Source organism: Paenarthrobacter sp. TRD_SC_7 (assembly GCF_056156245.1).
In genome coordinates this window covers 2960786-2973330 of the sequence record NZ_CM149587.1, presented here as the reverse complement: position 1 = coordinate 2973330, position 12545 = coordinate 2960786, and the positions used below count along the sequence as shown (strand labels likewise).

The 12545-nt window shown below is 62.5% G+C and carries 11 protein-coding genes and 1 pseudogene; 2 read left to right on the top strand and 10 right to left on the bottom strand.

Translation table 11 applies throughout. The annotated features are described in order from the left end of the window. Nucleotides 1–65 precede the first annotated feature (65 nt). Nucleotides 66–1157: a zinc-binding dehydrogenase gene (locus tag AC0J5Z_RS14405; RefSeq protein WP_475033392.1), complete on the bottom strand. Its 1092-nt coding sequence runs from the start codon at nucleotides 1155–1157 to the stop codon at nucleotides 66–68. A gap of 328 nt (nucleotides 1158–1485) precedes the next feature. Here AC0J5Z_RS14405 and AC0J5Z_RS14400 point away from each other — a divergent pair, with 328 nt between their 5' ends. Beyond that, a complete protein-coding gene (locus tag AC0J5Z_RS14400) occupies nucleotides 1486–3084 on the top strand; it encodes a sigma-54-dependent Fis family transcriptional regulator (protein ID WP_475033390.1) in 1599 nt (532 codons plus the stop codon). Between the two features lie 145 nt (nucleotides 3085–3229). On the opposite strand, the gene AC0J5Z_RS14395 is transcribed toward AC0J5Z_RS14400, so the two are convergent. The 6 genes from AC0J5Z_RS14395 to AC0J5Z_RS14370 all read right to left on the bottom strand — a co-directional run bounded on the left by AC0J5Z_RS14395 (nucleotide 3230) and on the right by AC0J5Z_RS14370 (nucleotide 8517). Continuing rightward, complete coding sequence (locus AC0J5Z_RS14395; protein ID WP_475033388.1) at nucleotides 3230–3820, bottom strand: adenylate kinase; 591 nt, start codon at nucleotides 3818–3820, stop codon at nucleotides 3230–3232. A 32-nt stretch (nucleotides 3821–3852) separates the two neighbouring features. Next, nucleotides 3853–4083 carry a hypothetical protein gene (locus tag AC0J5Z_RS14390; RefSeq protein ID WP_475033386.1) on the bottom strand — a complete coding sequence of 77 codons (231 nt, stop codon included), beginning with the start codon at nucleotides 4081–4083 and terminating at the stop codon, nucleotides 3853–3855. A gap of 142 nt (nucleotides 4084–4225) precedes the next feature. After that, nucleotides 4226–5362: a bifunctional 2-methylcitrate synthase/citrate synthase gene (locus tag AC0J5Z_RS14385; RefSeq protein ID WP_475033384.1), complete on the bottom strand. Its 1137-nt coding sequence runs from the start codon at nucleotides 5360–5362 to the stop codon at nucleotides 4226–4228. Between the two features lie 31 nt (nucleotides 5363–5393). After that, nucleotides 5394–6299 (bottom strand): methylisocitrate lyase, encoded by a 906-nt coding sequence (gene prpB / locus AC0J5Z_RS14380; protein WP_475033382.1) that lies wholly within the window; start codon nucleotides 6297–6299, stop codon nucleotides 5394–5396. Beyond that, nucleotides 6300–7820 (bottom strand): MmgE/PrpD family protein, encoded by a 1521-nt coding sequence (locus AC0J5Z_RS14375; RefSeq protein WP_475033380.1) that lies wholly within the window; start codon nucleotides 7818–7820, stop codon nucleotides 6300–6302. It abuts the gene before it with no gap. A gap of 40 nt (nucleotides 7821–7860) precedes the next feature. Continuing rightward, a complete protein-coding gene (locus AC0J5Z_RS14370) occupies nucleotides 7861–8517 on the bottom strand; it encodes a GntR family transcriptional regulator (RefSeq protein ID WP_475033377.1) in 657 nt (218 codons plus the stop codon). 184 nt (nucleotides 8518–8701) lie between these two features. Between AC0J5Z_RS14370 and AC0J5Z_RS14365 the strand changes: the two genes are divergently transcribed. Further along, the gene (locus tag AC0J5Z_RS14365; protein ID WP_475033373.1) at nucleotides 8702–10063 is read left to right on the top strand and encodes an MFS transporter; all 1362 of its coding nucleotides are present in this window, start codon (nucleotides 8702–8704) and stop codon (nucleotides 10061–10063) included. 159 nt (nucleotides 10064–10222) lie between these two features. On the opposite strand, the gene AC0J5Z_RS14360 is transcribed toward AC0J5Z_RS14365, so the two are convergent. The 3 genes and pseudogenes from AC0J5Z_RS14360 to mmsB all read right to left on the bottom strand — a co-directional run bounded on the left by AC0J5Z_RS14360 (nucleotide 10223) and on the right by mmsB (nucleotide 12501). Next, nucleotides 10223–11083, bottom strand: a complete 861-nt coding sequence (locus AC0J5Z_RS14360) for a helix-turn-helix transcriptional regulator (protein WP_475033372.1) — start codon at nucleotides 11081–11083, stop codon at nucleotides 10223–10225. Between the two features lie 5 nt (nucleotides 11084–11088). Further along, nucleotides 11089–11515 (bottom strand): annotated as a pseudogene (locus tag AC0J5Z_RS14355) (enoyl-CoA hydratase-related protein); the annotation flags it as partial. Then, nucleotides 11494–12501, bottom strand: coding sequence for a 3-hydroxyisobutyrate dehydrogenase (mmsB, locus tag AC0J5Z_RS14350; RefSeq protein ID WP_475033367.1), 1008 nt, complete (start codon nucleotides 12499–12501; stop codon nucleotides 11494–11496). The gene mmsB and the pseudogene AC0J5Z_RS14355, both read right to left, overlap by 22 nt. Nucleotides 12502–12545: the final 44 nt, after the last annotated feature.

The window sequence follows — 12545 nt, the reverse complement described above, 5'->3', positions numbered from 1 at the left end:
TCGTTCCTTCCTGGCTGACGCAGGGGTCAACCTGATGATGGTGATAAGGAGTGTGATGCCGGTGCTCAAAAAGATGTGATGACCGAGCGGATGACTTCACCCTTCTTCAACTTCTCGTATCCCTCGTTGACCTGGTTCAGACTGATCTCCTGGCTCACCAGGCTGTCCAGTTCGAACCGGCCTTGGACGTACATGTCGGCGTAGAGCGCGATGTCCCGCTTAACGTTCGAGGAACCCATCAGCACGGCGTGCAGTCGCCGCTGCGCGAACAGCGCGTCCAGGGACGCGTCGAAAGTCGTGGTCGCGCCGGGAGGTGCGATGCCGATGAGATACGCCGTCCCGCCAGGGCGTGTCATCTGTTGAACCTGTTTCTGTGTGGCCTCCAAACCAATTACTTCGAAGGCGTGGTCGACTCCGCCTGTCAATTCGCGGACGGCCGCGACGGGGTCGGTTTTCTTGGAGTTAATGAGGTCGGTAGCGCCGAACTTTAGAGAGGCCTGCAGCTTAGTGTCATCAATGTCCACCGCGATGATGTGCTTGGCACCGCAGAGACGGGCGCCGCTGATGGCATTGAGTCCGATGCCGCCCGTACCGACCACCGCCACCGTGTCACCCGGACGAACGTGGGCAGTGTTGATCATGGCACCGGCGCCGGTCACCACGGAGCAGCCGAGGAGGGCGGCCTGGGGAAACGGGATCTCTTTGTTCACCACGGCCAACTGGTTCTCATGGACGAGCACTTGCTCGGCGAAGCCACCGACGTGGACGGACTGGGCCACGGCAGTGCCGTCCGGGAGGGAGATACGAGGCTTCTGGTCTTGTGTGCGGGAGACGGCCGTGGGGTTCAGGCAGAGCGTGCTCCGACCGGACAGGCATTCGGCGCAGGCACCGCAGTAGGGAATCAAACAGGCCACCACATGGTCCCCCACCTGCATGCTCGTCACGCCTGGGCCGACGGAGCGCACCACACCGGAGATCTCGTGGCCACCGACGGCGGGCAGCGGCAGGCCGAAGTCGTTCTCGATCAGGTGGAGGTCGGAATGGCACAGCCCCGATGCCTTGACGTCGAGGAGTACCTCCCGTCCGATCGGATCATCGATCCGCACATCGTGGACGGTGAACCCCTGGCCCACCACGGTTGCTAATGATGCTTTCATAAACTTCCTTTCTCAGCCCTGGGCGCGCCACTACTGAATGTGACGCAGATCCCCTCGGAACTTCAGGCTAGGTGGGAAGCGGGTGCAGCAAGTGTGCAGATCTGGCACACTGCGGCCACCCTTGCTCCTTATTTGCCCGGATGGGATCTCTCTGATCAGGTCAGGGGCTCGCGGGCGGCGCCGCGCCGTTGTGTTAACAAGCGACCTGGGCTACTTTTGTGGGGCACCAGGAGCGACGGAGCTTCTGGGCAATGGAGGTACAGTGTCTCGACTCGCCGCGGAGAAGACAGACGTATTATCGGCTTGGAAACGGTCAAAACTGTACGGCGTGACCCCTCACCACGTCCCCGCCGTACCCCATCATCTGGCGGCAGGACAACCGGCCACTGCGCTGCTACGGGCGGCAGCGCCCGCGCTGAGCGCAGCGGGTGAAGACCTGTCCGGGCTCGAAGTGTCGTTGCTCCTGGCCAACCGCTCAGGACGCCTGGTCCAGACCGTCGGTGACAGGCAGTCGCACATCGGCGACCAGGTCAAAAGGCGAGGACTGTCCGTCGGCACTGACCTGACCGAAGAGACGGTGGGCTTCAATGGCGTGGGCACCGCTCTGGAGGTGAGTCGTGGCATTGCCGTCAATGGCAATGAGCACTTCATCGAGGCGTTCCGGACATTCTCCTGCTTCGGCGCTCCAATCGTCCATCCTGGGAGTGGACGCATCGAAGGTGTCCTCAATGTCACGGCGCTTGCGGACTCTACGCCCTCGCTGCTGGAGGGCTTTGCACGGAGCATGGTCCGCCAGATTGAACACCAGCTCATGCAGAATACGTACGCCGACGAATACCGGCTGATGACGGAGTTCCGACGAGCCTCCGGCCGAACGCGAGACGCCGTCTGCGCCTTCGGTGACGAGGTGGTGATGAGCAATCAGCAGGCGGAGAGCCTATTGGAGCACATCGACTACGACACTCTGCGGCGCATCGTTGCTGACGCCCGTCCGAATCATGCGACGACGACCTCACTGGAAATCAGCCCGGAGCGGATAGTGTCTGTCGAAACGCGTCTGGTCCCCTCAGGCGGAGCCATCCTGACGCTGCGCCCGCAGTGGCAGGGAACCATGAAAACCACCCGGGGCCGACCTCGACCGGATGGCTCGGGACACGTCTGGGGCTCCCGCTTGAGGTCGGTGCAAGGGAAAGCCGGCTCGGTGGCGGTGATCGGCGAACCCGGTTCCGGCAGGACCACAGCGGCACGGGAGATCGGCGCTTCCCACGAGCCCATCGTGATCGATGGTGTCGACGCCCAGCTTGACGGCACACAAGCGTGGTCTCAGCGGCTCCTCTCGTACACCCGCAGCAGCGCCGAGCTACTCATTATCGACAACATAGATCTGCTACCACCCCCGCAGCTGGCATTGATCCGCCAGCTCCTTACCAGCGACGCCGCCGGCCCTCAGATCATCATGACGTCCACCGCGGAGGCGGTGGCCAGCGACGTCTGCGTGCGGTCGGTGATCGCCCTGGCTGATAACACACTGGAGATGCCGCCACTGAGGGCGCGCGTCGCGGACTTCCCGGCTCTGCTCGACGCCCTCGCGCGAAGAATCTCCGGGGGCGCCTCCTACACCTTTTCCCCGGCCGCGTTACAGGCACTGGCCACACAGCCTTGGCCCGGGAATTTGGCCGAGCTCCACAGGGTCCTCACGCAGGTGCTGTCCGAGCGAAACGGCGGGAGGATCGCTGTTGCTGATCTTCCCGAGTCGCATCGAGGGGACAGGACGCAGCCCCTTCTCGGCCGGGACCGTGCTGAGCGTGCGGCGATCGTCGAGGCACTGGAGGCCGCCGCAGGCAACAAGATCCAGGCCGCCGCGGCCCTGGGCATTAGTCGCACGACGCTGTACCGCCGGCTGCGGGCCCTGAAGATCGCCCACTAGCGTCGGTCTCGACGGGTTGGCGTTTTGTGACTAAATGGCACAAGCCTCGGCCGTCAATACAACCGGGGCCAAGCACAGCTTGGACGGGTATCGTTGCTCAGTCGGGCCGCGGGTAGCGCCTTGTAGAGTGCAGAACGACGTGCTGTCACACCATCGACGGTGTGCCTGAACTGGCCGCTGTGATGGCGTGCAGCGCACGTTCCAGGACACCGCTGATGGAACCGGTGCCATTGGCTTTGACCAGGATGCCGCGCTCGGAGTAGCGCGAGACAACCCGTTCAGTTTGCTGGTGGTACAGCTCGAGTCGATGCTTGATGACTTGTTCTGTGTCGTCGGTCCGTCCCGATTCGGCCGCACGGGCCAGTAGACGGGATACGAGCTCGTCGTCGGGGACGACAAGCTGCAGTACGGCGCTGATTCCCGGTTTTTCGGCATTGAGAATACCATCCAGGTAGTCAGCTTGAGCCACTGTCCGCGGGTAACCGTCCAGGAGGAATCCTTGTTCGGCATCGTTTTCGCGCAGGCGCTCCCGGACCATCTCGTTCGTGATCGCGTCGGGCACGAAGTCCCCGCTGTCCATGAAGTTCTTGGCTTTTTGCCCTAACGGGGTCAAGTTCTTGACGTTCTCCCTGAAGATATCACCGGTGGATATCGCGGGGACTCCCAACTCTTCCGAGATGAGGGCAGCCTGCGTGCCCTTTCCGGAGCCCGGGGCGCCAATAATCAACAGTTTCATGTCAGTCGTCCTTAGGTGTGTGTTGATGGTGGTCAAGGGTGTGCTGTTTTCGGGACATCCCACTCATAGCGGGCGAAGACCTCCCTGCTGCCTGACTTTTCGACCATTTCCCGGAGCCATGGCCCCTCGGCTGAAAGCCAAATGATCGAGTCGTCGGGCATCACGGCATCCACGATGCCGCTTCGGACAAAGTGTCCACCCTGGCGGATTTCCACGTGCTGGCCCAGGAGTCGTCCCCAGTCCGGTTGTAGGTGCAAGTCCACGGGTTGGCTCCTCTTCATTAGGGGCTCAGGCTGCGAGGGCAGGATCAAAAGCGGGGGTGAGGCACCGAAACGTTGCGATAGATGTGATGATCCGGGTGATCATCCGGTGCCCCACCACCAGTTCAGGGGCTCGACGGCGACATCACAGTGAGCGTTGTTCCGCACCGTTGTATTCGCTCAGCGGGCGGATCAGTGAGTTCGAGGCCAGTTGTTCCATGATGTGGGCGGTCCAGCCGGTGATGCGGCTGGCGACGAAGAGCGGGGTGAACGTCTGGGTGTCGAAGCCCATGAGGTGGTAGGTGGGTCCGGCCGGGTAGTCGAGGTTGGGCTTGATGGCCTTGGCCTCGTCCATGGCCTGCTCGAGCCCGTTGTACAGGCCCAGGAGTTCGGGTCGTCCGTAGTGGGCGATCATCTTGTCCAGGGCGGCTTTCATGGTGGGCACGCGGGAGTCGCCGTGCTTGTAGACGCGGTGCCCGAAGCCCATGACCTTCTTCTTCTGGGCCAGGGCGTCTTCCATCCAGGCCCGGGCGCGGGTGGCGGCTTCCTCGAGGGATTCTTCGCTGCGGATGCCGATCTCGTCGAAGGTGTGCATCACGGCTTCGTTGGCTCCGCCGTGCAGCGGACCCTTCAGTGCGCCGATCGCCGCGGTGACGGCGGAGTGCAGGTCAGCGAGCGTGGAGGTGACGACGCGGGCGGTGAAGGTGGAGGCGTTGAAGGAGTGCTCCGCGTACAGGATCATCGAGACGTTGAACGCCTCCACCACCTCCGGAACCTGTTCTTCGCCGAAGGTCATCCACAGGAAATTCGCTGAGTAGCCCAAGTCATCCCTCGGCGGTACAAGATCCTGTGCGCGGCGGCGGCGCTGGTCGTAGGCCACCACGGCGGGCATGGCAGCCCACAGGTCGATGGCCTTCTTCATATTCGCTGCGGGGGAGGAATCTTCAGCCCTGGGATGCAAGGTCCCCAGAACGGAAACGGCCGTTCGACACACATCCATGGGGTGCGTAGTTTTGGGCAGTTCATCAATCACCCGCTGGAGGACTGGATTAAGCTCACGGCCGCTGCGCTCATGTCCCTGCAGTTCAACCAGCTGGGCTGTGCTCGGCAGTTCGCCGTTCCACAGGAGGTAGGCGACCTCTTCGAAGCTGCACTTGGCGGCCAGTTCCTGGACTGGATACCCGCGGTACAGCAGAGAGTTGGTGTCCGGGTTGACCTTCGAGACGGCGGTGTAGTCCACCACGACGCCGGCAAGGCCCCTGCGGATTTCTGATTCAGGCATGTTTGAACTCCTTTGTTCTGTGTCGAATGCGTTACCGGACGCCCGGTACTGCGAAGTTGAAAACGCCGGTATCGAATTGGTTGTATGCCTCGTAGTCGACGAGTTCGTAGAGCCGGGCACGAGTGAGCATTTCCCCGACCCGTACCTCTTGTGTGCCCAGCCGTTGGATTGTCTCGAGGGTTTCCTCTGCAGCGCGCATGGCAATGCGGAGGAGGGTGACGGGGTAGATGATCATGTTCACGCCGACGGTTTGGAGTTGGTTGACGGTGAAGAGTTCGCTTTTGCCGAATTCGGTCATGTTGGCGAGGATGGGCACGTCGACGGCGTCGCGGATGGCTTGGAACTCGTCCAGGTCGCGCATTGCTTCGGGGAAGATCGCGTCGGCGCCGGCGTCAACCAATGCTTTGGCGCGGTCTTGGGCTGCCTGGATTCCATCTGTGGCGCGGATGTCGGTGCGGGCCATGATGAGGAAGTTCGGGTCGCGGCGGGCGTCTGCTGCGGCGCGGATGCGTTTGGTGGCGGTGTCGATGTCGACGACGTTTTTGCCGTCCAGGTGGCCGCAGCGTTTGGGGTTGAACTGGTCTTCGATGTGGCAGCCGGCCAGGCCGGCGTTTTCGAGTTCCTGGATGGTCCGGGCCACGTTCATGGGTTCACCGAAGCCGGTGTCGGCGTCCACGAGGGAGGGCAGGTCGGTCATGCGGGCGATCTGCCCGGCCCGGGTGGCTACCTCGGTGAGGGTGGTCAGGCCGATGTCGGGCAAACCCAAGTCGTTGGCGAGGACGGCGCCGGAGATGTAGACCCCGGCGAAGCCCTTTTCCTCGATCAGCCGGGCGGAGAGGGGGTTGAACGCGCCCGGGAATTGCTGCACGGTCCCGGAGGCCAGCAGCTCCCTGAGGCGCAGCCTTTTCTGTTCGGGTGTGGTTGTGGAGTACAGCATTTAGAACAGTCCCTTCGGAGCTGCTTCGAGGTTGATGATGCCGGGGGCGGCGGTGATGTTCAGTTGGTCCAGTTCACCTGTCCCGAGTTCGGGGAGGCGTTCGACGGCGGTGAGGAACCGTTCGATTTCGGCGTCCTCGACGAGACCGGCGGCGAGGGTGCGGAACTTGTGGATGTACTGCTCCCGGGCGAAGGGCCGGGCACCGAGCGGGTGCGCGTCGGCGACAGCGATGTCATCGGTGATGACGGTGCCGTCGGTGAGGGTGATTTCGACGGTGCCGCCGAAGGCTTTCTCGGAGATGTCCAGGGAGTGGTAACGGCGGGTCCATTCCGGGTCCTCGACCGTGGTGACCTTCTGCCAGAGGTCCACGGTGTCCGGACGGGTAGCCCGTTCGGGGGCGTAAGAGTCCACGTGGTGCCAGGTACCGTCTTGGAGGGCGACGGTGAAGATGTACGGGATGGAGTGGTCCAGGGTTTCGCGGGACGCGGTGGGGGAGTATTTCTGGGGGTCGTTCGCGCCGGAGCCGATGACGTAGTGGGTGTGGTGGCTGGTTTTGATCAGCACGGAGGCCACGTTGGCGGGGTCGGTGGTTTCGGGGTGCTCGCGGTTGAGCTTGCGGGCGAGGTCGATCCAGGCCTGGGCCTGGTACTCGGCGGAGTGTTCCTTGGTGTAGGTGTCCAGGATGGCGCGCTTGGCCTCGCCGGGCAGGGGCAGGGGGACTTCGTAGGAAGCGTCCGGGCCGTCGAGCAGCCAGGCGATCACGCCGTCTTCGCCTTCGTAGATCGGCACGGGGGAGGTTTGGCCGCGCATGGAACGGTCCACGGCTTCGACGGCCATTTTGCCCGCGAACGCCGGTGCGTGGGCTTTCCAGGTGGAGATTTCGCCCTTGCGGGATTGCCGGGTGGCGGTAGTGGTGTGCAGGGCCTGGCCCACGGACTGGAAGATCGTCTCAACATCCAAACCCAACAACGTGCCGATCCCGGCCGCGGCCGAGGGGCCGAGGTGGGCGACGTGGTCGATTTTGTGCTGGTGCAGGCAAATGGCTTTGACCAGGTTCACCTGGATCTCGTACCCGGTGGCGATGGCACGGACCAGATCCTTGCCGTTGGAACCGACGTGCTGGGCGACGGCCAGGATCGGCGGGATGTTGTCCCCGGGGTGGGAGTAATCCGCAGCCAGGAACGTGTCATGGTAATCCAGTTCCCGCACCGCCACCCCGTTCGCCCAGGCAGCCCATTCGGGGGAGACCTGATCGGTGATACCGAACACGCGGGCGCCTTTGCCGTTCGCGGACGGGGCGTGGGTCAGGGCCTGGGCGCGGGCTGCGACAATCGGGGCCCGGTTCAGCGAGGCGATGGCGACGGAGGCGTTGTCGATGATCCGGTTGATCACCATGTCAGTGACCTCGGGCGTCACTTCGACGGGGTCGGCGGCGACCACGGCGATCTTGTGCGCCAACTGCTCCTCGCGGGGCAGGTTCTCTTCGGACTTGTAGACGCGGACGTGGTGGTTCTTGACCATGATGCTCCTTCTCGGCAGTGGTGTTTCCAGGCAGGTGACGCTAGGCAGGGTGTTTGAGGGCAGTGCTGTGGGTGGCTTTGACGTGGGTGAGGCTGCGGTGCAGGTGGACGGTGGTGGCCGCCTCGGCCAGCCGCGGGTTGCCCGCGGCGATGGCCTCCGCGATCGCGGCGTGCTCCGCTGCGGCGGCGTGGAGCCGTGCGGCGTCATCGGCCGCGAGCCTGCGGACCCGGACCAAATGGACCCGGAGGCTCCGCATCGCCTGGGCCAGGTAGGAATTGGAGACCGCAGCGTCAATCGCCTCATCCAGGCGGCCCACCAAGGCGTAGTACTCGTGCCGTGCCGGGTCGTCGTCCCGGAGCAGTTCAGGTGCCAGCAGCAGTTGGGTATGCAACTCGGCGAACACACCCGGCTCGCCGCGCTGGGCAGCCAGGGCAGCGGCCCTGACCTCAAGGGTTTCCCGCAGCTCGAACAACTCGTCGATGCTCTCCAGCGAAATATCGGTCACGACGACCCCGCGGCCCCCTGCCGCCGTCGTCAACCCCTCAGCAGTCAGCCGGCCCAACGCCTCCCGCACCGGCGTCCGGGACACCCCAAGACGCTCGGACTGCTCCACCTCCGCCAAGACGCTACCCGGCCGCAGGCGCCACTCAATGATGTCCTCACGAAGGGCCGCATAGGCCCGATCACTGGCACGCATGCCCACACTGTATACATGGATGCGACATAATGGCAATAACAAGAGCAATTGGCCGTCCTATGTATACATTGATGCAATATTCATGAGTACCTCCTTCGGGAGGTAGTTGGATGTCCTCGCTTCTCGCTAAGGTGCTCTGCATCACATTGTGAGAAAAACGAGCCGGACATCAAAGGAGATTCCCATGAGCTCAGCTTCATCCCATGCATACTCACCGCCTCACAGCCGCAAGACGCTCAGGAAAGTAGCGTTCGCCAGTGCGGCCGGCACCACGATCGAGTTCTACGACTTTTTCATCTACGGAACGGCAGCGGCCTTGGTCTTTCCGGTAGTTTTCTTTCCCGCCTTAGGTGCCGCCGCCGGGACTGTCGCATCTTTCGGCACCTTCGCCGTCGCGTTCATCGCGCGGCCGGTGGGGGCAATCATCTTCGGGCACTATGGCGACAGGATCGGACGCAAAAAGACGCTGATCACAACCCTGCTGATGATGGGGATCGCCACGGTGATGATCGGCCTGATCCCGGATGCCAGCACCATCGGCATTGCAGCGCCGATCCTGCTGGTGGTACTTCGATTCGTACAAGGCTTGGCTGTCGGCGGGGAATGGGCGGGGGCCACCCTGCTGACGGCCGAATACGCGCCCCAAGGCAAACGAGGACTGTTCGGCTCCTTCCCGCAGCTCGGTCCATCGGTGGCTTTCGCGCTGGCCAGCGGCACGTTCCTGGTTACCAGCCTCACCCTGGGCGATAAGTCCGAGGCATTTATCACCATCGGCTGGCGGGTGCCCTTTATTCTCAGCGCCGTCCTGGTTCTGGTGGGCTTCTGGGTGCGGACCAGCATCGAGGAAACCCCGGTGTTCAGGAATGCCAACCGCCCCGAAACGACTGCCAAGCTGCCCATCGTGGAATCCATCAAGGGCCAGCCCAAAGAAATTCTTTTGGCCGGCGGTTCCCTGACGCTGCTGTTTGCCCTCTTCTACATCGGAACGGCGTTCCTGACCAGCTACGCCACAAGTCCCACCGGTCTGCAGTTGAGCCGTCCAGTTGTCCTTACCACTGGAATCATCGCCTCAGTCTTCGTCGCCGCCGCTACGCTGGCCTCCGGCATTCTTTCCGATCGATTCGGTCGCAAAAAGGTCATCGCAGCGTCCTGCATTTTCGCTGTGCCGTGGTCCCTGGTGCTGTTCCCATTGCTGAACACGGGCACTGTTCTGGCCTTCGGCATAGGCCTCACGGTCACTCTTGTGATTTTCGCGATCGCCTACGGCCCGGCAGGTGCTCTCCTTCCCGAGCTGTTTGAGACAAAGTACCGCTACACCGGTGCCGGCATGGGCTACAACCTCGCCGGCGTCTTGGGCGGTGGAATTGTTCCGCTCGTCGCCGCACAGCTGATTACCAGCACAGGAGGCTGGGGCATCGGTGTTCTGCTCGCCGCGATTGGCGTGTTCAGCATCGCTTGCACCATGGCCCTGCCCAACAAGGAAAAGTCGGGACTTGAAGAACGTCCCGGTGCAACCCTGACGGAAGACCGTACGACGGTGGTATAGATATCCCACTGGACGAATCGGGGCTGCCGACACATAGGCGGCCCCGCATTCGTTGATGCTTGAATGCTTCACGGAGGTCCCGGGAACCAGGGGCCGAAACAGGAACGTCCTCCCGGGAATCCGGGAGGACTTAGGGACAGCCGTTTCGGCGACTAACTACTACGGCAGCAGACCGAGCCTCCGTGCCGCCGACACCGCTTCGAGCCGGTTACGTACCGAAAGCTTGGCCATGGCGTTTTGAAGGTAACTCTTCACGGTGACAGGCTTCAGACTCAGCCTGTCTGCCGTTTCGGCATAGGAGCAGCCCAGGGCAATCTGAGCCAGCACATCCAGTTCCCGTGGTGCCAGCCTCACGAGGGGCTCCTTCCCGCTGGCGGGTGACGGGGCCAAACGCGCGCCGATGCCATCGAGCTGCTGCGCCAGGTGTACATCCGTGACAATGCTGGCAAGTGACCGCAACTCAGCGTGTGCCTGCCGGACTTCCTCCAGCCAGTTGAGGTCGTACGCCAAGGATGGTTCGGCCTGGACATGGTTCATGACGGACACTCGCCGGTCCACCTCATCCCTGATGCGGAGTTCCGAAGCGATTGCCGTGGCCGCAGCCATGGCATTCTCCATGGCGCGCTCACCGAGGGGGGTGCTCTCGCGGCTTCCGACGTACAGCACGGAGCGCGGCTCGCCCCGTACTAGAACCGGGACCGCGGTCAGCGACCTAATGCCCTCGTCTTTGACCGCAGCATCGTATTCGTGGGTAATCCGATCGGAACCGATGTAGTCGGTCACAAGGTAGGGCTGGCGCTGACTGACAACCCGGCCACCCAGACCAGTGCCAGGAAAAACACTGACGTTGCGCAGGCTGGCCGTCGTCGTGCCGAGGAAATCCGAGAGCTGGAGGCTGTTGCCGGCCACCATTCCACCGAACAACACTGCAGGGCGGAATTGATGGGCCAGTTCGCGCATCGCAGCGCGGAGCAACTCACGGTCATCGGGGCGGTAATAGTCGTTAGGCTGCATGACCATACCCGCTACTGGTGTAGGAAGCTCGGCGGAAGCTTCTCAATAAAGGCGTGCATACCTTCTTTTTGGTCCGTCGTGGAAAACAGTGAGTGAAATACGCGTCTCTCAAAGCGGATGCCAGCTTCCAGACTTGTTTCAAAGACCATATTGACCGAATCCTTTGCCAAAGCGGCTGCGGGGGCCGAGAGATTGGAGATGGCGGTTGCTGTCTCCGGAGCCTGCGACATGAGTTGCGCCGCTGGCACAACCCGGCTCACCAAACCTGAACGTTCAGCTTCTTCTGCCCCAATCATACGACCAGTGAGTATCATGTCCATGGCCTGGAATGACACCCAAGTTGATCTCAGGCTGACCAAATTTGGCAGTATCGGCGTCCGCGTCCAGTTTTTCGGCTGCTGCAACGACGTCGTGCATCATGCCCAGGTTGAGGCGCCCGTTGCAGTGACCGTGGGCTGATCGGCGAAGTCTGATTCGGCTGCCTTGGCCCTAATGGCGTTGATGATTGCAGAAAAATCCTGTTCTGCACCCCCGCCGTCGGAAAACGCGCGATACATGTCGGCAGCCCTTCCCCCAAGCCCAACGTCCTGCAGGCCGACGTAAGCCTGCGCGTCGGCTGCCAGGTCCAAGTCTTTGGCCATGAGGGCACTCGCGAAACCAGGGCGGAAATCGCGGTTCGCCGGGCTGGCAGGCACAGGACCTGGTACGGGGCAGTTGGAGGTCAGCGCCCAGCACTGACCGGACGCATTTGCCATCACATCGAACAGTGCGTCGTTGCCAACCCCAAGTTGCTCACCCAAGACAAAGGCTTCGCTGACGGCGATCATAGTGATGCCCAAAATCATGTTATTGCAAATTTTGGCTGCCTGGCCGGCTCCGGGCCCGCCGCAGTACACCTTCCGTTTGCCCATGGTATCGAGCAGCGGGCCCGCTTGGGCAAAGTCAGAGGCAAGTCCTCCAACCATGAACGTCAATGTGCCGGCAGCGGCGCCGGCGACTCCGCCGGAAACAGGAGCCTCCAGGCACCGTTGGCCAGCCGAAGCCGCCAACTCGTGTGCGGACAGGGAATCTCCCACCGCAATGGTGGAGCAGTCAATAAAGAGGGTGCCGGGGGAGGCTGCCGACAACAGCCCGGCAGAATCAGCTGTCCCTGAGTAAAGTTCCAGAACATGGCGGCCCGCTGGGAGCATCGTGATGACCACATCGGCAGCCTCAACGGCCGATACCGCGGATTTCGCAATTCTGATCCCGTTGGTGCGGGCCTGATCGAGGGAGGAAGCTGCCAGGTCAAACCCGGTTACCTCATATCCGGCCTGTGCCAGATTGGCTGCCATTGGACCACCCATGTGGCCCAGTCCGATAAAGGCGATTCGTGTTGTCATAAGTTTTTCCTCGCGTTTCGATGAGTGCTTGTGGTCTCGCATTGGGGCAGAGCCCGTGACCCATCGGAAGGGTCTCCAAGCTCGAT

What these genes read in the sequence shown, in the direction of transcription:
- AC0J5Z_RS14370 (WP_475033377.1), bottom strand. Translation starts at nt 8,517, where the DNA reads ATGCGTGCCAGTGATCGGGCCTATGCGGCCCTTCGTGAGGACATCATT.
- AC0J5Z_RS14360 (WP_475033372.1), bottom strand. Translation starts at nt 11,083, where the DNA reads ATGGTCATGCAGCCTAACGACTATTACCGCCCCGATGACCGTGAGTTG.
- mmsB (WP_475033367.1), bottom strand. Translation starts at nt 12,501, where the DNA reads ATGCGAGACCACAAGCACTCATCGAAACGCGAGGAAAAACTTATGACA.
- AC0J5Z_RS14375 (WP_475033380.1), bottom strand. Translation starts at nt 7,820, where the DNA reads ATGGTCAAGAACCACCACGTCCGCGTCTACAAGTCCGAAGAGAACCTG.
- AC0J5Z_RS14405 (WP_475033392.1), bottom strand. Translation starts at nt 1,157, where the DNA reads ATGAAAGCATCATTAGCAACCGTGGTGGGCCAGGGGTTCACCGTCCAC.
- prpB (WP_475033382.1), bottom strand. Translation starts at nt 6,299, where the DNA reads ATGCTGTACTCCACAACCACACCCGAACAGAAAAGGCTGCGCCTCAGG.
- AC0J5Z_RS14395 (WP_475033388.1), bottom strand. Translation starts at nt 3,820, where the DNA reads ATGAAACTGTTGATTATTGGCGCCCCGGGCTCCGGAAAGGGCACGCAG.
- AC0J5Z_RS14385 (WP_475033384.1), bottom strand. Translation starts at nt 5,362, where the DNA reads ATGCCTGAATCAGAAATCCGCAGGGGCCTTGCCGGCGTCGTGGTGGAC.
- AC0J5Z_RS14365 (WP_475033373.1), top strand. Translation starts at nt 8,702, where the DNA reads ATGAGCTCAGCTTCATCCCATGCATACTCACCGCCTCACAGCCGCAAG.